At 40.2% G+C, this 26,399-nt stretch carries 25 protein-coding genes and 1 tRNA gene; 11 read left to right on the plus strand and 15 right to left on the minus strand.

All coding sequences use genetic code 11. The annotated features are described in order from the left end of the window. Window positions 1-19 precede the first annotated feature (19 nt). From PY091_RS08870 to PY091_RS08890, 5 genes are all read right to left on the minus strand, one after another. Window positions 20-484: a hypothetical protein gene (locus PY091_RS08870; protein WP_275649347.1), complete on the minus strand. Its 465-nt coding sequence runs from the start codon at window positions 482-484 to the stop codon at window positions 20-22. A 98-nt stretch (window positions 485-582) separates the two neighbouring features. Continuing rightward, window positions 583-2,004: a cardiolipin synthase gene (gene cls / locus PY091_RS08875; protein WP_275649348.1), complete on the minus strand. Its 1,422-nt coding sequence runs from the start codon at window positions 2,002-2,004 to the stop codon at window positions 583-585. A 128-nt stretch (window positions 2,005-2,132) separates the two neighbouring features. Continuing rightward, window positions 2,133-2,336 (minus strand): hypothetical protein, encoded by a 204-nt coding sequence (locus tag PY091_RS08880; protein WP_313790378.1) that lies wholly within the window; start codon window positions 2,334-2,336, stop codon window positions 2,133-2,135. A gap of 87 nt (window positions 2,337-2,423) precedes the next feature. Further along, entirely contained in the window at window positions 2,424-2,585 is a 162-nt protein-coding gene (locus PY091_RS08885; protein ID WP_275649350.1) for a DUF1328 family protein, read from the minus strand. Window positions 2,586-2,730: 145 nt separating this feature from the next. After that, entirely contained in the window at window positions 2,731-3,423 is a 693-nt protein-coding gene (locus tag PY091_RS08890) for an SOS response-associated peptidase (RefSeq protein ID WP_275649351.1), read from the minus strand. A gap of 197 nt (window positions 3,424-3,620) precedes the next feature. Between PY091_RS08890 and PY091_RS08895 the strand changes: the two genes are divergently transcribed. After that, window positions 3,621-4,658 (plus strand): AraC family transcriptional regulator, encoded by a 1,038-nt coding sequence (locus PY091_RS08895; protein WP_275649352.1) that lies wholly within the window; start codon window positions 3,621-3,623, stop codon window positions 4,656-4,658. A 58-nt stretch (window positions 4,659-4,716) separates the two neighbouring features. Here PY091_RS08895 and PY091_RS08900 read toward each other — a convergent pair. Beyond that, window positions 4,717-4,789: transfer RNA gene (locus tag PY091_RS08900), tRNA-Phe, on the minus strand. A 100-nt stretch (window positions 4,790-4,889) separates the two neighbouring features. Here PY091_RS08900 and PY091_RS08905 point away from each other — a divergent pair. The 7 genes from PY091_RS08905 (at window position 4,890) to PY091_RS08935 (ending at window position 12,649) form a co-directional block, all read left to right on the plus strand. Beyond that, window positions 4,890-5,618 carry a type III pantothenate kinase gene (locus tag PY091_RS08905; protein WP_275649353.1) on the plus strand — a complete coding sequence of 243 codons (729 nt, stop codon included), beginning with the start codon at window positions 4,890-4,892 and terminating at the stop codon, window positions 5,616-5,618. After that, window positions 5,619-6,869, plus strand: a complete 1,251-nt coding sequence (locus PY091_RS08910) for a BamG family beta-barrel-assembly machinery protein (RefSeq protein ID WP_275649354.1) — start codon at window positions 5,619-5,621, stop codon at window positions 6,867-6,869. It begins immediately after the preceding gene. Window positions 6,870-6,972: 103 nt separating this feature from the next. Then, complete coding sequence (locus tag PY091_RS08915; RefSeq protein ID WP_275649355.1) at window positions 6,973-8,343, plus strand: tetratricopeptide repeat protein; 1,371 nt, start codon at window positions 6,973-6,975, stop codon at window positions 8,341-8,343. A gap of 1 nt (window position 8,344) precedes the next feature. Then, window positions 8,345-8,947, plus strand: a complete 603-nt coding sequence (gene lptC / locus PY091_RS08920; RefSeq protein ID WP_275649356.1) for an LPS export ABC transporter periplasmic protein LptC — start codon at window positions 8,345-8,347, stop codon at window positions 8,945-8,947. A 1-nt stretch (window position 8,948) separates the two neighbouring features. Next, the gene (locus PY091_RS08925) at window positions 8,949-9,152 is read left to right on the plus strand and encodes a hypothetical protein (protein WP_275649357.1); all 204 of its coding nucleotides are present in this window, start codon (window positions 8,949-8,951) and stop codon (window positions 9,150-9,152) included. A 2-nt stretch (window positions 9,153-9,154) separates the two neighbouring features. Then, window positions 9,155-10,444: a hemolysin family protein gene (locus PY091_RS08930; RefSeq protein ID WP_275649358.1), complete on the plus strand. Its 1,290-nt coding sequence runs from the start codon at window positions 9,155-9,157 to the stop codon at window positions 10,442-10,444. Between the two features lie 84 nt (window positions 10,445-10,528). Then, window positions 10,529-12,649: a peptidylprolyl isomerase gene (locus PY091_RS08935; RefSeq protein WP_275649359.1), complete on the plus strand. Its 2,121-nt coding sequence runs from the start codon at window positions 10,529-10,531 to the stop codon at window positions 12,647-12,649. A gap of 70 nt (window positions 12,650-12,719) precedes the next feature. On the opposite strand, the gene PY091_RS08940 is transcribed toward PY091_RS08935, so the two are convergent. From PY091_RS08940 to PY091_RS08950, 3 genes are all read right to left on the minus strand, one after another. Then, on the minus strand, window positions 12,720-13,244 hold the full coding sequence (locus PY091_RS08940; RefSeq protein WP_275649360.1) for a hypothetical protein: 525 nt from the start codon (window positions 13,242-13,244) through the stop codon (window positions 12,720-12,722). A gap of 162 nt (window positions 13,245-13,406) precedes the next feature. Next, on the minus strand, window positions 13,407-14,315 hold the full coding sequence (locus PY091_RS08945) for a GYDIA family GHMP kinase (RefSeq protein WP_275649361.1): 909 nt from the start codon (window positions 14,313-14,315) through the stop codon (window positions 13,407-13,409). After that, window positions 14,315-15,631 carry a hydroxymethylglutaryl-CoA reductase, degradative gene (locus PY091_RS08950; RefSeq protein ID WP_275649362.1) on the minus strand — a complete coding sequence of 439 codons (1,317 nt, stop codon included), beginning with the start codon at window positions 15,629-15,631 and terminating at the stop codon, window positions 14,315-14,317. The genes PY091_RS08945 and PY091_RS08950 overlap by 1 nt, the downstream gene beginning before the upstream one ends. Before the next feature lie 177 nt (window positions 15,632-15,808). Between PY091_RS08950 and PY091_RS08955 the strand changes: the two genes are divergently transcribed. Both PY091_RS08955 and PY091_RS08960 read left to right on the plus strand, forming a co-directional pair. Then, on the plus strand, window positions 15,809-17,968 hold the full coding sequence (locus PY091_RS08955; RefSeq protein ID WP_275649363.1) for a S9 family peptidase: 2,160 nt from the start codon (window positions 15,809-15,811) through the stop codon (window positions 17,966-17,968). Between the two features lie 22 nt (window positions 17,969-17,990). Further along, complete coding sequence (locus tag PY091_RS08960; protein ID WP_275649364.1) at window positions 17,991-19,526, plus strand: peptide MFS transporter; 1,536 nt, start codon at window positions 17,991-17,993, stop codon at window positions 19,524-19,526. A 166-nt stretch (window positions 19,527-19,692) separates the two neighbouring features. On the opposite strand, the gene PY091_RS08965 is transcribed toward PY091_RS08960, so the two are convergent. Genes PY091_RS08965 through surE form a run of 5 tightly spaced genes read right to left on the minus strand, consistent with a single transcriptional unit; the run spans window position 19,693 to window position 23,026 of the window. Further along, entirely contained in the window at window positions 19,693-20,244 is a 552-nt protein-coding gene (locus PY091_RS08965; RefSeq protein WP_275649365.1) for a DUF4131 domain-containing protein, read from the minus strand. 19 nt (window positions 20,245-20,263) lie between these two features. Next, a complete protein-coding gene (locus PY091_RS08970) occupies window positions 20,264-20,809 on the minus strand; it encodes a C40 family peptidase (RefSeq protein WP_275649366.1) in 546 nt (181 codons plus the stop codon). Between the two features lie 33 nt (window positions 20,810-20,842). Continuing rightward, the gene (gene lpxB / locus PY091_RS08975) at window positions 20,843-21,955 is read right to left on the minus strand and encodes a lipid-A-disaccharide synthase (RefSeq protein ID WP_275649367.1); all 1,113 of its coding nucleotides are present in this window, start codon (window positions 21,953-21,955) and stop codon (window positions 20,843-20,845) included. Between the two features lie 14 nt (window positions 21,956-21,969). Next, window positions 21,970-22,257, minus strand: a complete 288-nt coding sequence (locus tag PY091_RS08980; RefSeq protein ID WP_275649368.1) for a hypothetical protein — start codon at window positions 22,255-22,257, stop codon at window positions 21,970-21,972. Beyond that, the gene (gene surE / locus PY091_RS08985) at window positions 22,247-23,026 is read right to left on the minus strand and encodes a 5'/3'-nucleotidase SurE (protein ID WP_275649369.1); all 780 of its coding nucleotides are present in this window, start codon (window positions 23,024-23,026) and stop codon (window positions 22,247-22,249) included. The genes PY091_RS08980 and surE overlap by 11 nt, the downstream gene beginning before the upstream one ends. A gap of 201 nt (window positions 23,027-23,227) precedes the next feature. Here surE and PY091_RS08990 point away from each other — a divergent pair, with 201 nt between their 5' ends. Continuing rightward, window positions 23,228-25,423, plus strand: coding sequence for a carboxy terminal-processing peptidase (locus PY091_RS08990; RefSeq protein WP_275649370.1), 2,196 nt, complete (start codon window positions 23,228-23,230; stop codon window positions 25,421-25,423). 69 nt (window positions 25,424-25,492) lie between these two features. Here the strand turns inward: PY091_RS08990 and PY091_RS08995 are convergent, their stop codons facing one another. Further along, window positions 25,493-26,386, minus strand: coding sequence for a bestrophin family protein (locus PY091_RS08995; RefSeq protein ID WP_275649371.1), 894 nt, complete (start codon window positions 26,384-26,386; stop codon window positions 25,493-25,495). Window positions 26,387-26,399: the final 13 nt, after the last annotated feature.

Raw genomic sequence — 26,399 nt, forward strand, 5'->3', positions numbered from 1 at the left:
TTATTGGATTATATTTTAATTAAAACTGGTATCGCAGACCAAGGGCGATGTCCAGGTCAAGGTCGTCCGAGTAACTGTCGTTGAAACCAATTTCTGGTCTCATATCCAGCGATATGAGCAACGGTATGTCAAAGTCGTATTCGATACCTAGGTCACCGGCAATAAGGGCAAATGCGCCATCGTTCTCACCAGCATCAAAAGATCCTACTCCTGCACCTGCACCAACATACCAATTAAAGCCGTCATCTATGGGCATTACCCATTGGTATAGTCCTACCAATTTAAAGGCTTCTACATTATTGGAATCTCTCCAACCAAGGTCGAACTCCAATCTATTGTTCTCGTGCAGATAGCGCTGATAGGAGATTTCACCTCCAAACCCGTCATTGTCCCCGACTCTGATACCCAATGCATTTTTTGAGATGCTTTGGGCACTCATGGTTGTTGCTCCGATTAAAAATAGAATTAAAAATAGATTTTTCATGATTGTTTTATTTTAATACAAAGGTAGTTTGCCCCTTGAACTGGCTTGCCGCAAATCAATTAATCATTGATCCAAATACGTATTGGGTCCATAGTCGATTAGAGCAATGGTTTGAAGAACTTGAACAGACCTTCCAAAAAGCGCATCCAAATGGTTCTGTTTTTAAACCGTTCCAAAGTGACAGGTTCAGACTTTTTACAAATCTCTTCGAATTCGTGGCTCATCTCTTGGTTAATGGCCTTGTTGTATATTAAAATATTGGTTTCGTAGTTGAGCTCAAAGCTCCTGATATCGAAATTCCCGGAACCAATGGAGACTAGGTCCTCATCAACGATCATAATTTTGCTGTGGGAGAAATCGTCCCTTAAATAAATTTTAATGCCCACATTCAGCAACTCTTCAAAATGCGAGAACATAGCAAACTTAGCCGCTTTGGAATCCGACTTTTTAGGGACCAAAAGGGTTACTTCAACTCCTTCGAGGGCCACAATTTTAAGGTTTTGTAAAAATGCCTCGCCCGGAACAAAATAAGGGTTGGCGATATAAATGGATTTTTGAGCCTGGTTCATCATGCCAATATATTGTTGCATAATGGTAGGGTGCTTGGAATCAGGCCCGCCGGCCACCAATTGGGCATCCACATCGCCCATGGCTTTTTGTTCGGATAGGTATTCGGATATATTGAAATCTTCCTTGTTGCTGGCAAAAAAGTAGTCCTTGAGAAAAACCATGTGCAAATCGTTGACTATGGGACCTTCCAGTTTTAAATGAGTGTCTTTCCATTTGCCCAGACCGTTTTTTCGCTTTATGTATTTGTCACTAACATTTACCCCACCGGTAAAAGCAACTACACCGTCTATAATTACAATTTTTCTGTGGTTTCTGAAATTGAGCGAGAACAACAGGTTTTTTAGCCGAATGGGCATTATTGGGTAAATTTTGACCCCGATATCCTGAAATTGCTTTTTTGGGCGGCCTCTTAAATGGTAGCTGCCAAGTGAGTCATAAATAATTCTGACTTCTACGCCCTCTTGTATTTTTCTTTCAAATAATTGGAGCATTTTGTCCAAAAGCTCACCTCTTTCAAGAATATAATATTGTACATGGATGAACTTTTTGGCTTTCTCCATGGCCTTGAACAGTTTATTGAATGTTTCGCCGCCATCTTGGAGAACCGTTACGTTATTGTCTTTTTTTGCTGTGGTGTTGGAGTTTGCTTTGATCAGGCGGTTGAGTCGTTCTTTTCGGATGTCCGAATCAAAATGGGTCCAGAATTTTTCTTTGGAAGCTATTTTGGGATGTGTATACCGGTTCCTTTTTTCAAATTCCTTGCTATTGAAAAATTTAAACTTGCGTCGGTTTATACCGAACAGATAATAAAGGATGGCTCCCAGAAAGGGAAGGGTGATAATGGCAAAAGCCCAACTTATGGACCTGGAAGGTCTTTTTCCGTGATATATTATTGCGCCAATGGCCCAAACGGAAGTAAGGATGTACAATATGGTCAATACCGTTTTCAAATGTAATGGTCGTGTTTGTTTCTCCTAAGTTATAATGAATTCTTCTTTTATTCCATTGCCAGTACTAATTACTGGACGAAAAAAAACTCTGGCATTTTGCCAGAGTTTTTGATGACTGCCTATAGTTCTTATTGCGGACTATCGTCGGTGGCATCCTCAACTTCATCTTCAACTTCATCGGCTGCGTCTTCGATATCGTCCCCAACATCCTCGGCAGCATCTTCAACTTCATCTGCGGCATCCTCTACACCATCTTTTACATCTTCAATTGCATCCTCTGCCTTATCTTCCGGTGTTTCTCTGCAGCTGGTCATGCTAAGGGTTAGTGCCATTGCTATAAACATTATAAATAAACTTATTGACTTTCTCATGGGTTCTCTGATTTTTAGGTTAATGATTCTTTTTAGTGTGATTTTATATTACAATCTTTTTCTTCCGGTTATCAATGAGATGATAAACAAAACAATGAATATGAAGAATAGAATTTTGGCTATACTTGCTGCACCTGCTGCTATTCCTCCAAATCCGAATATACCGGCAACAATGGCCAAAATTATAAAGGTGACTGTCCAACGTAACATAATAGTAGTGTTTTTAGTTAATGCTTGATTATCTCTTAATCAATACATTACAAATGTCGGTTACAAATGGTGCCAAGCTTGCCGCTTTTGGTTTTTATCTTAACTCAAAAGGAAAATTTAATGAGTTGAAGCTATTTACGGTACGTTATTGCTGTAGTTCCATGAATAACGGTTTTGTGCGGGTATGGGAATTCATGTTCAACAAGAATTCGTTTGGCATTCGTTTGGCTTTTAATGGGGCGTCTTTCGGATTTTGGATAATATCCTTTAAGTCGTCAATGGAGGATGATTTGTCCAACCATACTTCTGCTTTATCTTTTGGAACAATTACCGGGGCAAGATTGCTTATATTATGGTAATTTGAAATAAAAGGGTCTGTCTTGCTCACAGTAAGTGCCGAACAAAGGAACCCATCGTTTAAAATATTATAGGTGCCCGCTAGATAAAATGGCTTATTGTTCGGTAGACAGATGTAGTAACTGCTTGTATTGCCATTGGCCAACAAATGGGTATAAAACCCGGTTACAATAATTAGACATCTACGTTCTTTAAGTGAGTCTTTCATCCATGCCACGTTTTCAAGGTCTTCCATTTGCGCGTTCAAGGTATTCGCCTTGTCTTGAAAAATGTGCCAATCTTCCTTAAAATCGTGGGGCATGAGTCCCCAAATGGCAAAAGTGATTTCGTTTTTGTTTTCCATGGTCACCACACTAAGGTTGGTTTCATGGAATCCATTGATAATTGGGTTTGGAGTATATAAATTAGGATATCGGAAGCGAATTCCAAACTCCTTTTCTATCTCCTCACGGTCAGCTTCATTTGAAAGTTTGTAAATCATAATCTTCTTTACTATTGCTACCAAAGAACAATTTATGAGCTGAAAATGTTGACTCAAACCAATTTAATCGTGTTGCTTTTGATAATATTTTATTAAAATGCCAAGAAAGGTCTGCTTTATAATTGCGCATCGAAATACAAAGCCTATATTTAATGATTTGTACCAATAGTTAAACAAAATACCCTAAGTTTTACTTAATGATTAAAATAAAAGTCGATGCTCAGGACACCTCAGAATCCGTAGAGCAGATAAAAGATATAATTGGAGGCGAAATAGAGGAGAGATGGGGACAGTACACTTTGAATGTTTCCAATGACAAAGCGAATGGGATAATTCGTTTTATCACTTTTGATTGGGGAGTGAGCTTGCTCGAGTTGGATATCACCTTTTTTGATGAGGTGACCATTGAAGTGGATACCTCAAATTTTAATCCTATCAGTTTTTATTATTGCATGGAAGGTTATTGCGGGCATAAGTTCGGATATCAGCCTGAAGACGAAATAAAGATTATGGAACAATACCAGTCGGTTATATTGACCAACAGGGATGGTGGGATTACCGATCGCTATTTTCCGAAAGATGTAAAGATTTCCCAGTCGGTGATCCAAGTACGTAGAAAACCATTTTTACGTAAAAGATTGAATCAGGGCGAAGAACTAAATAAGCAATTGTACAGGGTGTTTTTGGATACCGATCACGAAAAGGTTTTTGCCTATTATGGCTCCTACAATCTTAAAATAGCCGATGTTATGGCCGAAATCAAGAAGATCAAGGCCAAAGGAATGGTACGCATTATGATGATCGAAGGTTATGTGTACCAAATTCTTTCCATGCACATGATTCAACATAACAAAGAGGTGCAGAATAGGCGTCCGCAAACCAATCTTTTAAAAAGAGAACTAAAAACCATAAGGAATTACGTAAAGAAAATCGAGAAGAACATCGCTAAGGATTTCTCCTTGGAAGATATCTCGGCCGAGACAGGACTTACACAGGCCAAGTTACAGGAAGGTTTTAAGTTGCTGTACAATAAAACGGTAACCGAATATATTAGGCACGCACGTTTGGAGCTTGCCAGGGATTATATTTCCACTACCGAGATGAATATATCCGAAGTGGTGTACTCCATAGGTTTCACCAGCAGAAGCTACTTTTCCAAAATTTTCAAGGAAAAATACGGTATAAGCCCAAGTGAATTTAAAAACAGTAAAAAAAGTGTGGTGTTGGCCAGTTAATGGCCGTAAAAACATCTATAAACAAAAAAACCGCAAACAATGTTTGCGGTTTTTTTTGTGGTACCTCCAGGAATCGAACCAGGGACACACGGATTTTCAGTCCGTTGCTCTACCAACTGAGCTAAGGTACCATGCCCTAAAGCGGGTGCAAATATAATTTCAAAATTAGGATATACAAACAAAAACTCGAAAAAAAGGTTCTGATTTTTTCCAATTCCCGATCTTTGCAATATGAATCTGGTGATAGACATTGGCAATACACGTATCAAATATGCTGTTTTTGAGAGCGGAAGAATAATATTTGACCATAGCTTTGAATCCGGTTTGTTTCTTTCCAAGGTGAAAGAATTGTTCGAGAAATATCCAAGAATCAATAATGCCATTATTTCCTCGGTTGGGAAATTGGATAAAAAAGAGAGGGATGTCGTGGCCCTTTTTTGTAGGGTGCATGTACTGACGAGCGAGTCCAAAGTGCCATTTAAGAACAGTTATGCCACGCCACATACTTTGGGTGTGGACAGACTGGCCTTGGCTGCTGCCGCCTATCATCACAATCCTAGGGGGAATACCTTGGTGATCGATGCCGGAACATGTATTACGTACGAGATGGTAAACAATTTCGGTGAATATGTAGGTGGTGCCATTTCTCCAGGGATTAGAATGAGGTACAACGCCATGCACAACCAAACAGCGGGTCTACCCTTATTGGAACCTGATGAACTTTTTGATTTTATAGGGAACTCCACAGAATCTTGTATGCATAGCGGTGTAATCAACGGTATTGTGCAGGAAGTTGACGGGGTAATAGACCAATATCAATCTCGTTTTCAAGATTTAACAGTTATTTTAACAGGCGGGGACTCCCATTTTTTTGCCAAAAGGCTAAAAAACACCATATTTGCGAACTCCAAATTTCTCTTGGAGGGGCTTAATTGTCTACTGGAATACAACACAAACTGAATGATTAAAAAAATTCTGATCGCCTTTTTCTGCGTGGCCGCACATGGTCTGTTTGCACAAAATGGAACCATCTCGCCCTATTCTTATTTTGGTATTGGAGATCATAGGGATAACGGATCCGTGGATAACCAAATGATGGGTGGCATAAGTATGTATGGAGATAGTATCCATATAAATCTATCCAATCCGGCAGCATACTCCAAGCTAAAGCTTACGGCATATACGGCAGGACTTTCACACAAAGAGTATACGTTAAAGGACTGGAACGAGGAACAAAATGTTTCCGTTACCAATTTGGATTACCTATCCATAGGATTTCCATTGGCCAAAAATGTGGGTATGGGATTCGGTATTATGCCATATTCTTCTGTTGGCTATAGCATCAATGCAACATCAGATGAGGTGACCAATGTTTTCACAGGAGAGGGTGGATTAAACAGGTTGTATGCCTCAATTGGTTTTGAGCCGATCAAGAACTTAAGTTTAGGAGTTACCGTGAACTACAATTTCGGAACGTTGGAATATCAAAGGGTGCAAAGTATAGATGGTGTACAGTTCGGTACATTGGATAATAGGGAGTCCAGAATAAATGGATACGATTTTAAATACGCTTTGAACTATAACCCCATTATTAAGGATAAATACACGCTTTACACATCGGTGTTGGTGAACACTCAGGGCAATCTAGTATCAAAAAACAACCAGACCATTGGGTCTTTTTCTTTATCCAGCGGAGCCAATGTTGAAGTAGTGGATGTGAATCTCGATGCTACAAATCTTCGCAATACAGAATTAAAGATACCGACCCGGACCACATTGGGGCTCGGTTTTGGGGAAAACAAGAAATGGTTCATGGGGGCAGAGTATAGCTTTCAGCAAATGAGCGAATTTGACAACGCTTTCCTTGGTCTTGACAATGTTACTTATAACGATGCCAGTACGTATGCTTTTGGAGGCTATTGGGTTCCGGATTACCGTGCACTGAACGGCTACTTTAAGCGAGTTACATATAGGGCGGGATTACGTTATGACGTAAGCGGATTAACCGTGAACAATAAGGAAATAAATAATTTTGGCATAACTTTTGGATTAGGTCTACCACTAGGAACCGATTTCTCCAATCTTAACCTAGGTTTTGAAGTGGGGAGACGTGGAACAACAGATGCAAACCTGATAGAGGAAAGTTATTTCAAAGTCAATGTAGGTTTATCGTTAAATGATAGATGGTTTCAAAAGAGAAAAATAAATTGATAGGCCTGATTTTTAAAAATTTGATAAATAACCACCCATAGAAGGTCCTGCAAGAGGATTTTTTAATGAAAATTTGTACTTTAACAGCTTTAAAATTAGAAAGATGAAAAAGAGACACTACTTAACAATGATAATGGTCACCATGTTCGCGGGATTAAGTATGGCCCAAGCACAGAACCCTGAGTGTATGACCAATCTGTCTATTTATGCAGAACACGTAAAGGTTAAAAATTACGATGCAGCTTACGAGCCATGGAAAATGGTTTACGAAAGTTGCCCGGACATTAACAAAGCAAACTTCTCCTACGGAGAGCGTATCCTTAAAGCAAAGGTTGAAAGTTCAACTGGCGCCGAAAAGGATGGATACATTAAAGATTTGTTGACTTTGTACGATAACAGCCTTAAGTATTTCCCGACCAAATACTCCAAAGCTGGTGTGGCGATAGATAAGGCATTGTTGATGTACGAAAACAAAATGGCCTCTGATGAGGAATTGTTCACAATGTTGGACAAAGCCTTTAAAGAAGATCAAGCCAATTTTACCAATCCTAGAGCTTTGTACCTATATTTCTCTAGCTTGGTAGATTTGCACGATGCAGGTAAAAGAGACCTTCAAGACGTATTCAACACTTACGATGATGTAACTGGTAAACTTGAAGAGGAAAATAAAAAGCTAACTGATATTGTTACAAAGCTTCTTCCTAAAGATTCTTTGGGTACTTTGACATCCAAAGAAAAAAGAACGCTTAGGGTTGCTACGGTAAATTCCGAATCTTTTGGTAAAGTAGCGAGTAGTGTCGATTCCAAATTGGGTGCACTTGCCGATTGTGATAACCTTATTCCATTGTACGAGAAAAACTTTGAAGAAAGAAAAACAGACGTAAAATGGGTGAAAGGAGCCGTTGGAAGAATGTTCTCAAAAGAATGTACGGACGACCCAATGTTTAGAAAATTGTTCGAAGCTCAGTTGGCTTTGGATCCATCTGCCGATGCATACATGTACGGTGGGGTATTGAAACAAAAATCTGGCGACATGAACGGTGCGCTTGCAGATTTCAACAAAGCAGTTGAGTTGGAGACGGATTCTTATAAAAAATCCGATATCCTTTACAAGATTGCGACTACTGTTAGAAACAGCAGTAAATCTCAAGCTAGAAGCTATGCTTTAAAAGCGGTTGATGCCAACCCGGCAAACGGAAAGGCTTATTTGTTGATTGCGAACCTATACGCATCCAGTGCAAATGCTTGTGGTAGTACACCATTCGAGAAAAGAGCTATCTACTGGAAGGCTGCCGATATGGCTAGAAAAGCTGGAAGGGTAGACCCTGCTTTAAGTGGTCGTGCCAGTCAAACAGCGGCTAGTTATGCTGCCAAGGCTCCATCTAAAGAAATGATCTTTAGCTCAGGAAAAGCCGGTCAGACCATTACCTTCAGCTGTTGGGTAGGCGGTAGTGTTACTGTTCCTAATCTATAATGTGAAACAGACATCAAAACATATTTTAAAGAGCTTTGCCACGGTATTCACCGTGGCAATCCTTTTTATGTCCTGTGGTGATGACTACGAAAGGGTTGGGGAGGAAGCTGTAAAACCCTTGTTTCCACAGGGGGTGGCGCACAACTTTACCTTGACCTATACCGAGACCATTGAAGCCATGGGAACACAAGATTCCGCAAATTCAAGGGTTATGGCAGTTCTCAGCAGTCCCTTGTCCGAAGATTTCGATAATCAAAGATTTAAATTCCGTACCTTTCCTAATGGATTAAAAGTAGATTTTTTCGATGATAACAATCAAAAAAGTGTGGTAGTTGCAGATTATGGTATTGTATACACGCAGACCAGTTTAATTGAATTGCGAGGTAATGTTGTGATAGAAACACATGATGGGAAAAAATTGGAGACCGAACAGTTATACGTAGATAGAAAGAATAACTGGGTCTTTACCGAAGCAGCCTTTCGCTATACCAATCCAGAAGATGGAACAGTAATGGATGGTGAAGGGATGGATTTTAATAAGGATTTTACTTTTTTCAAGGCTCATAGGACCTATGGCCTAATGACGATTAAAGAAGAAGAATAACATGATCAAGATTTTAAGATACACAGAATACCTTTATTTGGCAGTAGCAGCCATATCCATATATAAGATTGCAACCTTATGGAGCATTAATCCAAAGGATACTTATATTTTCATCTTCTTTGCCGTGGTTTCCATCGCCATGTTCGTATTTAGAAGAAAATATCGGAAACGTTTTGAGCAACAAAAAAAGGATAATCAGAAATAGCATTGGATTCCTCCATAGTAATCATAGTTCTGTCCCTGCTGTTTTCAGCATTTTTTTCAGGAATGGAGATTGCCTTCGTTTCTGCCAATAGAATCCATATTGAAATTGAAAAAAAACAGGAAGGTTTTTTGGCCAAAGTACTCACATGGCTAACCGATAAGCCCTCCAAGTTCATTGCCACCATGCTTATTGGAAACAATATAGCGCTGGTTATTTACGGTCTTTTTATGGGAGACTTGCTAATGGATTGGTTTCAAGGTCTGGTGCCTACCAATTATCAGTTTCTGAACGCCTTGCTTACTGATTTTAGTCTGCTTTCACAAACCGTAATTTCGACTTTGGTCATCTTGTTGACCGCTGAATTCCTACCTAAGGTTTTCTTTCAAATCTACTCCAATGCCCTGTTAAAGGTTTTTGCTGTACCCGCTTACTTTTTCTATATCCTCTTCTCGGCGATATCGTGGTTTGTAATCAAGGTATCGGATTTTATACTCCGGGTATTTTTCAAGACAGAGGGGGACGAAGTGCAACTATCATTTACCAAATTGGAGCTAGGGGATTATATCACCGAACAAATGGAAACGGTGGAAGAGGAGGATGATGTGGATTCAGAGATTCAAATTTTTCAGAACGCGTTGCAGTTCTCAACGGTTAAAGCAAGGGAGGTCATGGTACCACGCACAGAGATCACGGCAGTGGAAATCAACGAGACCCCTAAAAACCTGGCAAAACTGTTCACTGAAACCGGATACTCCAAAATCTTGATTTTTAAGGACAGTATTGATGAAATCATTGGGTACGTGCACTCCTATGAGTTATTTAAAAAACCAAAGACCATAAAAAGCATACTTCTTCCGGTAGAATTTGTGCCGGAAACCATGCTCATCCAAGATATTTTGAATGTGCTCACCAAAAAACGGAAAAGTATGGCCGTGGTTTTGGATGAATATGGAGGAACATCTGGTATTTTAACGGTAGAGGACATTATTGAGGAACTTTTTGGAGAGATTGAAGACGAGCACGACTCCACCGATCTTCACGAAGAGCAGATAGGAGAGAACGAGTACAAGTTCTCTGCCAGAATGGAGGTGGACTATATAAACGAAAATTATAAACTGGAGTTACCAGAAGGCGAGGAATACGAAACCCTGGGAGGATTGATCGTAAACCATACAGGTGAAATACCGGAACAGGATGCGGAAGTTACCGTGGACAATTTTACATTCAAGATATTGGAGGTGTCCAATACCAAAATAGATTTGGTAAGCGTGGTCGTTCACGCTGAAGATTAATATTTTCCGTCCCTTTTTTGGCTTTCCTATTTGAAAAGAAAGTGGTATTTTCGCCCACTGAATTTAAAGAAAACAAGCAGTAAAATGGCAATATTAGAGAATATTAGAAAACGAACAACAGTTCTTATTCTAATTATTGGTTTGGCGTTGTTCGCATTCGTAATATCAGGAGTGTTCAGCAGCAACAATTTTTCTGGTGGAAAAGTTGGATCCTCTGTTGCAGAGGTAAATGGAGAGGACATTTCCATTGATGAATTTAGATCCGAAGTGGAAACTGCTTCCAGACGATACGGACCAACTGTTACATCTACACAATTGGTGAACATGATCTATGATCAGGAGGTGAGAAAGACAATTCTGAACCAACAGTTCGAAGATTTGGGAATCAATGTAGAAAGCGACCAAATCGTTGATTTTGTTAGAACTTCCGGTTATGCCCAGATACCAGATTTTCAAGATGAGAACGGTATTTTTAACGAGGAAGTTTTTAAAAGTGCCATTGCTGATTGGAAAGTTAACGACCCATTGCGATACGAAGCTTGGTTGCAAGACGAGGAATCCATAATTCAGGCCGCCAAAGAGCGTATGTACTTTAACTTGGTTAAAGGAGGGGTAACCGCAACTTTGACAGAAGGTGAGTTGAATTATGATATGGCGAACGACAAGGTAGATATGCAGTATGTACGTATTCCGTTCACATCCATTCCAGATAGTACCATAGAAGTTTCCAAAAGCGATATCCAGGCGTACATTAACGATCACAAAGCATTGTTCGAGCAAGACAAGGCCCGTGATATCCGTTTTGTATATTTTGAAGAAAAACCATCTGCAGAAGATGAAAACAATGTAAAAGCGGAAATAACCGCATTGCTTGATGATTCTGTAGAATATTCTGAAGCTAAAGACGCCAACGATACGATTTCCGGATTTAGAAATACTACGGACATGGCTGCCTTTTTGGACAGGAATTCCGATGCCAAGTTCGATACCATTTACAAAGCAAAGAGAGATCTTCCTTCTGTGGTTGCAGATACATTGATGGTGATGAACGTAGGTGAGGTTTATGGACCGTACAAGGATGGAGATTTCTACAAAGTATCCAAGGTAATGGATAAAAAGGAAAATGGAACCGTAAAAGCAAGTCATATCCTAATTACTTGGGAAGGCGCAGAACGTGCGAATCCATCCATTACAAGAACCAAGGAAGAAGCCGAGGCCCAAGCCAAAAGACTTTTGGCCGAAGCTCAGAAAGAAGATGCTGTTTTTACGGCATTGGCCAGAGATAATTCCGATGGACCATCAGCTCCTAGGGGAGGTGACTTGGGGTATTTCCAAGAAGGAGTTATGGCGGATGAATTCAACGATTTCTGTTTTGGAAACCCAACAGGTACCGTTGGTTTGGTGGAAACCCAATTCGGATACCACGTTATCAAAGTTGACGATAAGCAAGATGTTATCCAAGTAGCTACATTGGCCAGAGAAATTGAGCCAAGTGATATTACCATCAATACTTTGTTTACAGATGCCACTAAATATGAAATGGCGGTATTGGATGCAGCACCCGAAGATTTTGGGGACATTGCACGAGAAAGTAATTACACAGTTCGTCCAGTAAATAAAATCAAGGAGATGGAAGAGAATCTTCCAGGATTGGGTTCACAGCGTAGCATTGTTCAATGGGCGTTCAATGATGATACAAGTGTTGGTGATATCCGACGTTTTAACGTAAATAATGGCTATGCCGTTGTACAGTTGACCAAAAAGTATAAGAAGGGCCTAATGGCTCCAGAAGATGCTTCAGCTACAGCATTGCCAGCTATAAGAAAAGAACGCAAGGCCGAACAGATTATCGCGGCTAATCAAGGTAAGAGTATGGATGCCATAGCTTCCGATAACAATGTGAGCCAAAGTACTGCTTCTGCAGTAACCTTGTCATCACCTACCATTCCTGGTGCAGGAAGAGAACCTTTGGTGGTTGGAAAAGCCTTTGGAATGGATATAGATCAAACTTCCGATTTGATAGAAGGAAATACAGGAGTATACATGATCAAGGTTACCAATAAAACAGAAGCCGCAGATGTTGAGAACTACAGCACTTACGCTCAAAGTTTACAGACCAGTGCTGCTGCAAGGGTGAATGGGGCTGTATACAACGCTTTAAAAGATAAAGCAGAGATTGAAGATAAAAGAGCTATATTCTACTAGTAGTATAGTTTAACACAAACAAAAAGCCTCCCAATTTTGGGAGGCTTTTTTGTTATAGGTTGGATGTGTTTTATTTGGAATCCTCTTCATCCCATTTCATCTTATAACAGATATTTTTGATTTTTCCATGGGAATCCACTGTAACTTCAAAACCTTGCCTAGACCTGAAATGTTTGTCGCGTAGGAAATACCATTTGCCATTTTTAAAGAAGTATTCTCTTTTGTCCGGTTTCCAGTCGGCGATAGGGTAGATATAATCCAGCATTGATTGGAATATGGCTGCATTTTCAGGGTTTAGAGCAAAGTTTTCCTTGATATAAGATGTTAGTTCTGGTAGTTGTTTATTGGTTCGTATCGCCTCAAAGCAACTTGCCTTTTTACCATTGTCAATAACAATGAATTCATTCAGTTTTACTTTTTTCTCCCCATAAATGTTTTTGATTTCCTGTCTAATGCGGTATACGGAATATTTTAAAACTTTTTCAACCGATGCAGCCGATATTTGGGTATAATCGGTAGTACAGTTTTCACTAATAAAGGTATCCAGCCTATATTGAACTTCTGCTGTTTGACTTCGCCCAGTTTGACCGTACAACAGAAAAAATCCATGACTATCAGAATTGTGGATGGCTTATAGAATCTCTCCATTTTACAATATGGTTTGATGAATATCCATCGAACTTATAGGCAAAACAGCAAATGTTCGGGTGTTAATTGATGAATGCCCTGTTTGGGTTTATAGAATCAGCTAAAATCCTTAAAGAACCATTTTCGAATAGGGAATAACAGTGGAGTATCCCTTGGATTTAAAATAAGAAATGGACTGATTATCACCCGTGGCAAAAACAAAATCACCACCCCATGCACCAAGACTTTTTACCATTCCAAAATAATCTGGAAAAAGTCGCTGTTTTACAGGTTGTGTTTTTAAAATACCAGAAAGTAAGGTTTCATGCTCTTCCATCATCGATTCAAAATCTGATAGAGTAGAGGCTTGAATCATTCTACTGGTAATATTTGAGACCTGTTTTATCAAATCAGATTTATTGAACTGTTGTTCTCTATAATTGGCTATGGCCTCCTTACTGCTCTGTTTTTGGTTAAGGTGAACAAAGAAGAGGGAGTCTTTAAAAATTGGGTCAAAATCAATTTCCTCGATTTTTGGTTCTTCATCAACCACTTGATAAGTTAAGGGGGAGTTATGTTGGGCACAGGCAATATCATAACCACTGCCGCCAAAAGCATTCCATAAAAGTTGATAGGCATCAACACGTGCCCATTGGGCCAAATTGTTAATCAAAGTGGAAGAGGTTCCCAATCCCCACGATTTTGGAAAAGTTAGTTGTGTTTCAATCTGGAAACCATTACTATCTGTCAATAATAATGGATTTTGGGTATTGGCCTCCAAAAGTAAAGAGGTCAAGGTTTTGGCCATAGTAGAATCTGAACAGGAAATTACGTTCAGATCCTTTAGGTCGAACTTGGCCGAGAACCAAACTTTATCATTCTCATCTAAACTGGTCCATTCCAAAAAACCGGATTTGGTTGGAGTTACGTGAAGGGATTGCCCATAGCTAGTGGGAATGGCCAATCCCAAAGCGCCATCCAAAATGGCATATTCACCTGATAACAATAGCTTTCCGTTGCTGTAAAACTCCTTCTCCATTAGTTTGATTTAATTCTCTCGAAAGCCTCCTTTACTGAGGCATTTGTTACCGTCTGGTCTTTAAAATAAGTGACCAATTGTTCTTTTTCGGAATCCGTGGCTCCCAACTGGTTCAACATGTTCAACAAGTGCATTTTCATATGCCCTTTTTGTATGCCGGTGGTGACCAAGCTGCGAACAGCGGCAAAATTCTGGGCCAATCCAGCTACGGCAATAATCTGCATCAAATGTTTTGCTGATGGATTTTGTAATATTTCCAGTGCCAATTTTACCAATGGGTGCAAGGTCGTCAGGCCGCCTACGGTTCCGAGGGCTAATGGGATTTCTATCCAAAACCTAAAAGTGCCATTCTCTATTTTGGCATGTGTCAGACTGGAATATTGTCCGTCTTTGGCAGCATAGGCATGCACACCGGCTTCAACCGCTCTAAAATCATTGCCTGTGGCAAGTACCACCGCATCAATTCCGTTCATAATGCCCTTGTTGTGGGTGACGGCCCTAAAGGGTTCCACCTTGGCTATGTTGACTGCCTGAACAAACTTTTCAGCAAATTCGGTGGCAGGCATATCGGTATCGCCCAATTCCGAAATGGGACAACTAACCTCCGCCTTGACCAAACAATTGGGCACATAGTTGGACAAGATACTCATTACAATTTCTATATTTTTCTCTTCCTCGGTGAAGGTATCGTGAGTAAGAGCCAACTCTTTAAAGGTCTTTGCAAACTGTTCCAAACAGGAGTTGATAAAATTCGCTCCCATGGCATCCAATGTCTCAAAAGTGCAATGGAGTTGGTAATAGCCTTCAATTTTATCGGATAAATCGCGTAGTTCTATAGCATTGATGCCCCCGCCACGCTCTTCCATGCTCTGGGTTATCGTGCCAACGCTTTTGATCAGCTCTTTTTTTGTAGAAACAAAGAAATCCGATAGCTTTTTCTTGTCACCTTTAAATACAAAATGCACTTGACCTACTTTTTCAGTGCCAATGATCTCAGCTTTAAATCCTCCGCGTTCCAACCAAAACTTTGCCGCCTTGCTCGCCGCTGCTACAACGGAACTTTCCTCAATGGCCATAGGTATGGCAAAGAGCTCATCGTTGATCTTAAAATTTGGCGCTATGGCAAATGGCAGATAGTAGTTGGATACGGTGTTCTCGATAAACTCATCATGTAGTTTCTGTACCTCGGGATCCGTGCTCCAGTACTGTTCCAAAAGTTCTTTGGTGGCTTTGGGGTCCTTGGTACAATTCGAGGCTATCCAATCAATTTTTTGGGTTTTGGTAAGTTTGGAAAATCCTTCAACGGGAGTGTTCATAAAGCTGGCTTAAAGCATTCAAATATACGGATATTGCCCATTTTGACGAGCCACGTATTTATTTTGAATCCCAACAGCTGTTTCAAAGGTTAAAATTTGTTGCAAACGCAACATCAAAATTTATTTTTCCGATAAATATTAGTAAACTTGGGAGTTTTTAATCAATTTTTTCACTTCATGAACAAACAGTCTTTTCTATTCCTTTTCCTTTTGGGAGTTGTTACTTTTTCCTCAGCACAAAAGAAAAAAATAACCCTTGAAGAAATTTGGGGAGGAGAGTTCAGGACAGAATACATGGATGTCCTACGATCCATGAACAATGGTACACAATATACAATTTTAAATACCGCACGTTCCCCACGTTCCAGCAGCTTGGATAAGTATGACTATGAAACCTTGCAAAAGGTGGAAACCATTGTAGCATCTTCGGATGCCATACCCTATTTTTCATCCTATTCCTTTAGTGATGATGAGTCCCAAGTACTGTTGGCTACCGAAGTAGAGCCCATTTTTAGGCGTTCACGTTTGGGGATTTATTATGTATACGACATTGCTTCGAAGGAATTGGTGAAAATCGCAGAGACCAAAATTCAAGAACCTACGCTTTCTCCGGACGGTAGCAAAGTGGCTTATGTTTTGGATAATAATTTATATGTGATGGACCTGGCGGCACGGACTACAAAACAAGTGACCACGGATGGAAGTAAAGGTATCATCATCAATGGTGTTACCGATTGGGTGTATGAAGAGGAGTTTGGTTTTGTTCGCGCCTTTGAATGGAACAGTGATGGGACCAAAATTGCCTTTCTTCGATTTGATGAGACCGAAGTCCCTCATTTTTCGATGGATTTTTATGGAACCGGTTTATATCCTTATCAATACGAATTTAAATACCCAAAAGCAGGGGAGAAGAATTCCATAGTTACCTTGCATATGTTTGATGTGGCCTCTGGAGCTATATCAGATGTAAATCTGAATGACCCCTATTACATTCCAAGAATAAAATGGATGCACAATCCAAACGATTTGAGTGTACAGACCTTGAACAGGCACCAGGACAACTTGAAGCTTTATGCAGTAAATGCAGCGGATAATTCAACCACTGTTTTGTTGGAAGAAACTGATGAAGCTTATGTGGATATTGATGATGACCTTACCTTTTTGGACGATGACAGCTTTATCTGGTCAAGCGAGGCGGATGGCTACAACCATTTGTATTTGTACGGTAGAAACGGAAAACTGAAAAATCAGATTACCGAAGGCCCTTGGGAAGTGACCCGCTATTATGGTTACGATCAAAAACATGACCGTATTTTTTATCAGTCCGTAGAAAATGGATCCATTAACCGGGGGGTGTACAGTGTTTCCACTAAAGGAAAACGCAAAAAAGCTTTATCAGTAGAAGAAGGAACAAATTCAGCGGCTTTCAGCACAGATTTCACCTATTACATCAACACCTATTCCAGTGCCACCACGCCATATAGATTCACCTTGCACGAGGCATCAAATGGTAAATTGGTCAAAGAGATAAAAGACAACTCAGCTTTGTTGAACAAATTGGACGGTTACGAAATAGCCCCAAAAGAGTTTTCCACCATTAATGTGAATGGGTATGATCTTAATATGTATATGATCAAACCTGTGGATTTTGATCCCAATAAAAAATATCCACTCTTTATGTTTCAATATAGTGGTCCAGGATCTCAGCAAGTATCCAATTCTTGGATCGGTAGCAACGATTATTGGCACCAACTTTTGGCATCCGAAGGTTACATTGTGGCCTGTGTAGATGGCAGGGGAACAGGGTTAAAAGGTCGTGACTTTAAAAAGTTGACCCAAAAGGAATTGGGAAAATATGAAGTGGAAGATCAGATAGCGGCTGCTCAACAATTGAGCGAGCTTTCCTATATTGATGAGAACAGAACTGGAATTTGGGGATGGAGTTACGGTGGTTTTATGTCCACCAACTGCTTGCTTAAGGGTAATGATACTTTTGAAATGGCCATTGCCGTAGCGCCTGTAACTTCTTGGCGTTTTTACGATACAATTTATACCGAGCGCTACATGCAGACACCGCAGGAAAACCCTACTGGCTACGATGACAACTCTCCTTTTAACTATCCAGAATTGTTGAAAGGTAAATATTTGTTGGTCCACGGTTCGGGAGATGACAATGTGCACGTGCAGAATACCATGCGAATGATCGAAGCTTTGGTTCAGGCCAATAAACAATTTGATTGGGCTATTTATCCCGATAAAAACCATGGGATTTATGGAGGCAATACTAGATTGCACTTATATACCAAAATGACCAACTTTGTTAAAGAAAATCTTTAGAATTTAAACCAACACATCCGTTATGTCAGAAGTATCCAGACCAGAAAGCGAAAAACAGTTATTTGGGCACCCAAGAGGATTGTTTTACCTCTTTTTTGCAGAGCTATGGGAGCGTTTCAGTTTTTATGGAATGCGAGCTTTGCTTACCCTTTATATGGTGGAGGTAATATTCGCCGCCTTAATGGAGCGAGATTACGCTACCGCAGCAGTTTATTCTTCATATGGTTCATTGGTATATGCTTCAACGGTTATCGGAGGTCGAATTTCCGATAGTATTCTGGGAATGCGCCGATCTATATTTTTAGGAGGCATTTTAATGTCCTTGGGGCATTTTGTCCTGGCCATTGAAAATCATATCACCTTTTTTCTGGCACTTTCACTTATCATAGCCGGAAACGGTTTCTTTAAACCGAATATCTCAACTTTTGTTGGCTCATTGTATAAGGATGGAGACCCTAGAAAGGATTCCGGGTTTACTATTTTTTACATGGGAATCAACATTGGCGGATGGGTGGCACCCTTGCTCTGTGGTTTTTTGGCAGCCAAATACGGGTGGCACTATGGTTTTGGGCTAGCAGGAATTGGAATGCTTACCGGCTTGCTAGTTTTTTGGAGCGGCATTAAAAAAGGAGTTTTTGGGGATAAGGGCTTGCCACCGGAAAATGGCAACATAGAAAAAAAGGTACTGGGACTAAAACAAGGCATATTGGTGCCGGTTTTGGCATTTGCTTCAGTACCGGTTATTGCTTATTTGCTTTCAGCGTACAAGGCATTGGGGGTAGAAGGGACCTTTTTTGGGGATCAGAATATTGTAAACGTTATTTTTAAATTGATAGGTATCTCCATCTTATTGTACTTGGGGTATATTATGTTCAAAGCTACTGTGGAAGAGCGTAAAAAACTCTTTGTTGCTGTTTTGATCACCTTTTTTATGACAATTTTCTGGGGATTCCATGAACTTTCGGGTAGTGTGATTACACTTTTTGCAGCTCGAAACGTTGATTTGGAGGGGATCATGTCAGCCTCTCAGACAAATTCTTTGAACTCCATGTGGATCATTATTTTGGCCATTCCGATCTCTTTAATGTGGCAATGGCTTTCCAAAAAGAAGCTTAATCCAAGAACACCCTACAAGTTTGGAATGGGACTATTGTTTGCGGGTATCAGTTTTTACGCATTGGCCATTAGTGGTGCGAGTGCCAACGAAAACGGATTTGTACCATTCACTTACTTGTTATTAATGTATTTCTTGTTATCGGTAGGTGAGCTGTTCATGTCCCCTGTAGGGTTATCAAAGATTACCGACCTTTCACCAAAACGAATCGTAGCATTTATGATGGGGGTTTGGTTCCTGTCATCTGCTTTTGCATTTCAGGTAGTTGGTTTTATAGGGAAACAATTGGCCATTGAAAGTACCGATGCCGATATAAGTGGTTTTAGTACACTCAACGTTTACACAGATGGCTTTATGTTGATTGCGCAATACTCTTTGGGTGCTGGGGTTTTGGTTATTTTGGCCTCTCCATTGATCAAAAAATTGATGGGTAATGTCCATTAAACATATTCTCAATTTTTAAAAACATAAAATCCCTTTTCACCTGTGTAGTGGAAGGGGATTTTTTTTGAGGCGAAAGTTTGTGTCCATATTTCTACTAGTTTGGAAATGATATGCTCCCTAAAGTCGCTGGCCACACCGAACAATGTTTCAGGGGCATGTACCTTTTTTAAAATTTCATCATATTTTGCCCTAATTTGATGCTGTATTCCCTTTGTTTTGAGATAGTTTTATAATCAAATTGGTGAGGGTTTAATGGTGGTCTTATAGTCTTGGGTATACTGTAAATCAAAAACTCTTCATCAACCTTTAACTGCTGTAAAGTAGAATTTGCCGAAAGACTGAAAAGTAGTTTTCCAGAGGCATGTCGGATATCTGCAGCAATTATCTCCGTCACATACCGGTTCGAAAAGCTATTGGGTTTGAGTAACTCCCTCACATTTAGGTGCCATACTTTTTCTTGGTCGAAATCGGTTTTTGAATAATGGTCTGTCAATCCACTGCCCATGGATATCCCAACAACAAACACACCCAAACATACGGTGACGAGCGAAGTGACCACTTCAAAATATGGGAATCCTGTTCTGCGTTGCTTTTTGTTGGCCCAATAAAGAATGGGCATCACAACAAGCGCAAACAATAGGGCCAAAAGAGGTGCTACATCAAAATAAAAGCCGATACCAATGCCCAAAATAACCCATAAGGTGAGTTTTACGGACACAAAGTTAAGTTGATGCACTTTACAGGATGCGCATGGCCTTTACAAAAGCACTGTTCCAGTATCCTTCCCGTAACGAGGATACCAGCACGCCGCGTGAGGTTGTGGCGTGAATAAATTTAATATCGTTTCCATCTACTTCAACCACTAAACCCACGTGATTGATGCGTCTACCTGTTTTACTGGTCTTAAAAAAGAGCAAGTCTCCTTTTTCAATATCGTTTACTCTAATTTTATCACCTTCCAAAGCCATTTGGTAGGAAGTCCGTGGAAACATAATGTCGTTTTCCTTTAAGGAAACATAGACCAATCCTGAGCAGTCCATGCCCTTTTTTGTTGTTCCCCCGTATTTGTAACGAGTTCCTGAAAAAGTTAATGCGGTAGAAATAATGTCGTTTGCTTTAGCATTTTTACGCCCCTCCTTTTTGGGTTTTGGTTTAGGGGAAGTGTCTGTGTTGGACCCCTCTACCGTAACGGTTCGGGTCTTGCTGTAGGTGCGTCGTTTTTTACCTGGACCGCAAGCGGCAATGGTAAAAAGCAACAGTAAGATTATGGTTTTTCGTAACATCCAAGAATAGATTTACTTTCTTGGAAGATAAAACTACGCATTTTTCACAATTAATTGGGCTGCCAATTGACTGGCACCTTTTCCACCCAATTTTTCCTTGAGCAGTTTATAGTCGGATAACATCCGCTCCCGGTTGGGTCCATCCACAATTTTTGAAAGCTCTACTTTAAGTTTTTTTGTAGTCAAATCATTCTGAATCAATTCTTTGACAACTTCACGTTTCATGATCAAGTTCACCAATGAAATATAATCCAGCGTGATGATGCGCTTCGCAATTTGATAGGAAATCCAATTTCCTTTGTAGCATACCACTTGAGGGATGCCAAAAAGAGCGGTTTCCAAAGTGGCCGTTCCACTGGTCACCATAGCGGCGTGCGAATGCTTTAAAAGCGTATAGGTTTTGTTGGATACATATTCCACCTTGTCCCCTTTAAGGAACGGAGTATAAAAATCATTGGGAAGACTAGGGGCACCAGCAATTACGAATTGATAATCCGGAAAATCCTTTTTTACCGATAGCATTACATCCAACATCTTTTGAACTTCTTGTTTTCGGCTCCCGGGCAACAAGGCGATAATGGGTTTATTTGGATCTAGGCCATTTTCTTGCCGGAACGTTTCATTATCCTGAAGAGGGGTGTTTTCAATAGCATCGATCAAAGGGTGGCCTACAAACTGAACTGGAAAGCCATGTTTTTTCTCATAAAAATCCTTTTCAAAAGGGAGGATTACGTACATATTATCGATATCCCTCTTGATTTTTTTGATTCTACCCTCGCGGGATGCCCAAATCTGAGGGGAGATGTAATAATTGGTTTTGAAACCATTTTCTTTGGCCCACTTTGCGATTCTAAGATTGAATCCTGAGAAATCAATAAAAATAATCTGATCGGGGTTGAACTTTTGGATGTCTTCCTTACAATATGAAATGTTTTTGAAGATGGTGGGAATGTTCATCAGAACCTCCAAAAAGCCCATAAAGGCCATATCCTTGTAATGTTTGGCCAGTTCGCCTCCAGCTTGCTGCATCAAATCACCGCCCCAACACCGAATCTCGGCTGATGTATCCTCTTTTTTTAGCGCCTTGATCAAATTGGAACCGTGCAGGTCTCCCGATGCTTCGCCAGCTATAATGTAGTATTTCATTTTACTGTACTATACTATGACATTACTTTATAAAGCAGAATTACCAAAGCCGTTACCAAGGTTGCCAGCATAACACCCTTGGCCCTTTGGTCTCTTTTAATTCTCAAGAACCCAAAAAAAGCTACCAAGTTCAAAATGGCTCCCAAAGCCAATAAGCTCCCTATATGTCCTTGTTCTACCGCAGCATTAAAGGTTTCAACAATACCCAAATCTGAAAAAAGCAGAATGTAAAGTAATGTGCCAAATGTGTTTGCAATTAGTCCAACTATAAATCCTATGATGATTTCTTTTCTATTCTTCATTTAAGTTCCAGTTGTTAATTTGTGGTATGGCGTGGTGCGCAGTAAGGTCGAATTGCGTGGGAACAACAGAAATATAACCCTGATCCAGAGCCCACTCATCAGTATCCTGGCCTTTGTCCAAAAGTTCAAATTCCCCTGTAAGCCAATAATAATTTTTACCAGATGGACTTGTGCGCTTATCAAACTCCTCTTTCCAATTACCGCGTGCTTGTCTGCATATTTTTATCCCCTTTGGTTCTTGTTCCGTTTTGGGTATGTTGACGTTTAGCACGGTTCCTTTCGGAATCCCATTCATCAGCGCTTCGGAAACAATTTTTTTGATCGATGGTAAAGCGGGTTCAAAATTGGCATCCCAAGAATAGTCGCATAGAGAAAATCCTATTGCCGGAATTCCTTCAATACCTGCCTCAATGGCAGCACTCATGGTTCCGGAATATATCACATTGATGGAAGAATTAGATCCATGGTTGATACCGCTGACACAAATGTCGGGACGCCTGTCCAAAATTACGCGGAGTGCTAGTTTCACGCAATCTGCAGGGGTTCCACTGCAGCTATATTCACTGGGAGCTCCCTCTTTGTGGTCCACCACTACCTTTTTGGAAAACAAAGTGCTATCCACTGTAATGGCGTGTCCCATACCGCTTTGCGGACTATCCGGAGCCACCACGACCACATCCCCAAGCTCTTTCATGGTTCGGATAAGGGCCCTAAGGCCTGGTGCCGTAATACCATCATCGTTGGTGACCAAAATAAGTGGTTTTTCCATACAGGATAATTTAAGGCATAAAAATACGTTTTTCATAAGGATATGAAGCCTTGGGCGTTTAACAAAAAATTAAATCCAGCGATCAGGACTGGCACGGTTTTTTCTGTATCTTAGGGAATTCATACAATTAGAAACGGCGGATGATGTAACGAAGATTTGACTGTATGAGGTCAGATTATTTCGCTCCAGAAAAATCACATTATGAAAAAGAACTTTATTTTGGCACTTTTGGTTATCCTTGTTGCAGTTGCCTCCTGCAGTTTTACCAATAAGTCTTTTGATAACGATGACAAGGATAAATTTTTGTTGGAATTGATTTCCTATGTATTGGAAAGGGGCCATTACGAGCCCAAGGATATCAACGATAGTTTCAGTTCCAATGTCTTTGACGATTTTATTGAGGTCGTCGACCCTACCAAGCGTTACTTTTTGGAAAGCGATATCAGGGAATTTGAGAAGTACAGGTTTATGATCGATGATGAGATCAGAAATACCGACATTACTTTTTTCAATGCTGTTTATCAACGATTAATGGTCCGTATGGAAGAGGCCAAAGAGATTTACAAAGAAGTGCTCTCCCAGCCTTTTGACTATACCGTTGATGAAGATATCGAGATCGATTATGACGAGCAAGAGTTTGCTTCCAGTAAAAAAGAACTTAAGGAACGTTGGAGAAAGCAATTGAAATACAATACCCTTGCAGGTTTTGAGAATAAAATTGAAAATAAATGGCGTGATGCCATCTCAGAGTCAGGGTCCAAGGATACGAAAGATGATGCCATGGCCAGCATCAATATACCCACCTTTGACGAAATTCCAAGCAGTATTGACATAGCACTGACAGAAGAAGAAGCAAGGGAAAACACCAGAAACACACTGGATGAGTTTTTCGATTTTGTCGGCGATTTGGAACGCAAGGATTGGTTTGTTCAATATTTGAACACCATAGTGGAGGAATTTGATCCTCACACATTCTATTTCGCTCCCGAGGAAAAAGAAAAGTTTGATATAGGCATGTCCGGAAAATTTGAAGGAATTGGGGCCAGGTTACAGAAAAAACCGGAAGGAGCCAAGATTGTGGAGATTATCTCCGGGGGACCTGTTTGGAGAGATCAATCTCTTGAAGTGGGTGATGAAATTTTAAAAGTAGGCCAAGAAGGTGAAGAACCCATTGATATAGTTGGCATGCGCTTGGACGATGCCATTAAATTGATAAAAGGTCCGGAAGGGACAGTAGTGGATTTAACGGTTAGAAAAGTGGATGGTACCATAGAGACAGTATCCATTACCAGAGATGTGGTTGAATTGGAAGAGTCCTATGCCAAATCTGCCACTATCGATGCAGGAGATAAAAAATTCGGTTTGATCGACCTACCCAAATTCTATGTTGATTTCGAAGATTATACCGAAAGAAATGCAGCTACGGATGTTGCCAAAGAATTGGAGCGTCTAAAAGAAGCTGGTGCAGAAGGCATAATCCTCGATTTGAGAGATAATGGGGGTGGTTCCTTGAAAACCGTTGTAGAGATGGCTGGTCTATTTATAAAAGATGGACCAATTGTACAGGTTCGTTCCTCTGGTCAGCGAAAAGAAGTACACGAGGATAAGGACGAACGTATACAATGGGACGGCCCCTTGGTGATTTTGGTCAACGAACTTTCGGCTTCCGCATCAGAGATTTTGGCTGCTGCCATGCAAGATTACAAAAGAGCGGTAATCATTGGTAGTAAACAAACTTTTGGTAAGGGAACCGTTCAAAATGTAATTCCATTGGATCCTATCGTTCGTGGAAACGAGCATGGCGATTTGGGTGCCATTAAGTTGACCACACAAAAGTTTTATAGGATCAACGGAGGTTCAACACAGTTGGAAGGCGTTAAAAGTGATATCATAGTACCGGACAGGTACAGTTATATTGATTTGGGTGAGCGGGATCAACAAAATCCACTTGGTTGGGATAAAATCACTGCTGCCGACTATAAAGTTTGGGATGGTTATATCGATTTTGATGATGCCATCAAAAACAGTAAAGAACGCATGGCGCAAAATGAACAGATAAAGCTTATCGAAGAAAATGCGAAGTGGTTGAAGGAGCAGCAAGATGAAAGTATTATATCCTTAAAATACGACGCATTCGTTGGTAAGGAAATGGAGGCCAAAAAACGTTCCGAGAAGTTTAAGAGCCTAAAGGATTACGATTCTAAATTATCGTTTAGCTCTTTACAGTACGAAAAGGAATTGTTTACCAAAGATTCCGTTTTAAGAGAAAAAAGGGATAGATGGCACAAGGATCTTGCACGCGATATATACGTGGAGGAAGCGGTTAACGTGCTGAAAGACCTTCATAAGAACAATATTAAGAGAGAAGAAAATAAATTGGCCAGCGTTAAAGGTTAGGCATACATTTAATAAGATAAAAAAGGCCAACTCCCGGGAGTTGGCCTTTTTTATGCTGTCAATTTTAGATTACATGATGTAAAAATCCTCTGCGACGATTGGTTTAGGGAGGTCGGTTTCGCCGATGAGCTGTCTAATATTAATGTCAATAGTCCGGGAAATGGAAGTTACCGGTGTATCGGTTGGTAGGTTCTCAAAAGGATCCTGTAACCTAAAGGCTGCTTTTTCCAAGAACAGAAACACCAAGGATAAAATCAAAAGCACAGGTACCTCTATAAATATACTCAGGTTCAAAGGCTCCGTTAACGATAGGAAAATAACAAACAGATATATCGCCAAATGTAACCCTTTCCTATATGTTGTCGGGAAAACAGTGTTTTTAATACGCTCGCATTTACCCATGGAAGCCGTTAACCGTTCCATGGTTTCCTCGAGTTGAAGACGGGAGAACTTGTCCAAATCACCTTTGTCATACAATTCTTTAATGGAGTCCGTTTGAAGATCCAGAATACCCAATGGCACATTTTTTTGATCTTGAAGTTTTTTAAGCTCCTCATCTGAAATAAGCTCTTTTAAATTTTCGTAAGGATCTTGACCGCGTAACGATTGCCCCAATGTATAACACCATGCGATTTGACGGTAAGCCATAGTTTTGATCATACTGTTGTCGGACTCTGTGTACATTTTTAATTGTAAAATGAGGGTACGGGAGTCGTTGACAATTGCACCCCAAATTTTTCTGGCTTCCCACCATCGGTCATAAGATTGGTTTACCTTAAATGAAATCAATATAGATATGGCAATACCCAAGGTTGTTGGGATGGTAACCGGTATTTCAGAATAATGATGTGAAAAAAATATTACGGGAATATCCGTGACCAGTACAATGGCCAGAACTACAAATAAGGATATCTTGATTTCTTCAAATACATATTTAAAAGGGAGTACAGGTTTTACGATCATAGATTAATGGTTT

The sequence above is a fragment of the Flagellimonas okinawensis genome (genome assembly GCF_029194005.1).
Classification (GTDB): Bacteria; Bacteroidota; Bacteroidia; order Flavobacteriales; family Flavobacteriaceae; genus Flagellimonas; species Flagellimonas okinawensis.

Bases quoted from the DNA above. Each gene is read 5' to 3' on its own strand.
- PY091_RS08870 (WP_275649347.1), bottom strand. From the start codon at position 484: ATGAAAAATCTATTTTTAATTCTATTTTTAATCGGAGCAACAACCATG.
- PY091_RS08880 (WP_313790378.1), bottom strand. From the start codon at position 2,336: ATGGCACTAACCCTTAGCATGACCAGCTGCAGAGAAACACCGGAAGAT.
- PY091_RS08885 (WP_275649350.1), bottom strand. From the start codon at position 2,585: ATGTTACGTTGGACAGTCACCTTTATAATTTTGGCCATTGTTGCCGGT.
- PY091_RS08890 (WP_275649351.1), bottom strand. From the start codon at position 3,423: ATGATTTACAAACTTTCAAATGAAGCTGACCGTGAGGAGATAGAAAAG.
- PY091_RS08895 (WP_275649352.1), top strand. From the start codon at position 3,621: ATGATTAAAATAAAAGTCGATGCTCAGGACACCTCAGAATCCGTAGAG.
- PY091_RS08905 (WP_275649353.1), top strand. From the start codon at position 4,890: ATGAATCTGGTGATAGACATTGGCAATACACGTATCAAATATGCTGTT.
- PY091_RS08910 (WP_275649354.1), top strand. From the start codon at position 5,619: ATGATTAAAAAAATTCTGATCGCCTTTTTCTGCGTGGCCGCACATGGT.
- PY091_RS08915 (WP_275649355.1), top strand. From the start codon at position 6,973: ATGAAAAAGAGACACTACTTAACAATGATAATGGTCACCATGTTCGCG.
- PY091_RS08925 (WP_275649357.1), top strand. From the start codon at position 8,949: ATGATCAAGATTTTAAGATACACAGAATACCTTTATTTGGCAGTAGCA.
- PY091_RS08935 (WP_275649359.1), top strand. From the start codon at position 10,529: ATGGCAATATTAGAGAATATTAGAAAACGAACAACAGTTCTTATTCTA.
- PY091_RS08945 (WP_275649361.1), bottom strand. From the start codon at position 14,315: ATGGAGAAGGAGTTTTACAGCAACGGAAAGCTATTGTTATCAGGTGAA.
- PY091_RS08950 (WP_275649362.1), bottom strand. From the start codon at position 15,631: ATGAACACTCCCGTTGAAGGATTTTCCAAACTTACCAAAACCCAAAAA.
- PY091_RS08955 (WP_275649363.1), top strand. From the start codon at position 15,809: ATGAACAAACAGTCTTTTCTATTCCTTTTCCTTTTGGGAGTTGTTACT.
- PY091_RS08960 (WP_275649364.1), top strand. From the start codon at position 17,991: ATGTCAGAAGTATCCAGACCAGAAAGCGAAAAACAGTTATTTGGGCAC.
- PY091_RS08970 (WP_275649366.1), bottom strand. From the start codon at position 20,809: ATGTTACGAAAAACCATAATCTTACTGTTGCTTTTTACCATTGCCGCT.
- lpxB (WP_275649367.1), bottom strand. From the start codon at position 21,955: ATGAAATACTACATTATAGCTGGCGAAGCATCGGGAGACCTGCACGGT.
- PY091_RS08980 (WP_275649368.1), bottom strand. From the start codon at position 22,257: ATGAAGAATAGAAAAGAAATCATCATAGGATTTATAGTTGGACTAATT.
- surE (WP_275649369.1), bottom strand. From the start codon at position 23,026: ATGGAAAAACCACTTATTTTGGTCACCAACGATGATGGTATTACGGCA.
- PY091_RS08990 (WP_275649370.1), top strand. From the start codon at position 23,228: ATGAAAAAGAACTTTATTTTGGCACTTTTGGTTATCCTTGTTGCAGTT.
- PY091_RS08995 (WP_275649371.1), bottom strand. From the start codon at position 26,386: ATGATCGTAAAACCTGTACTCCCTTTTAAATATGTATTTGAAGAAATC.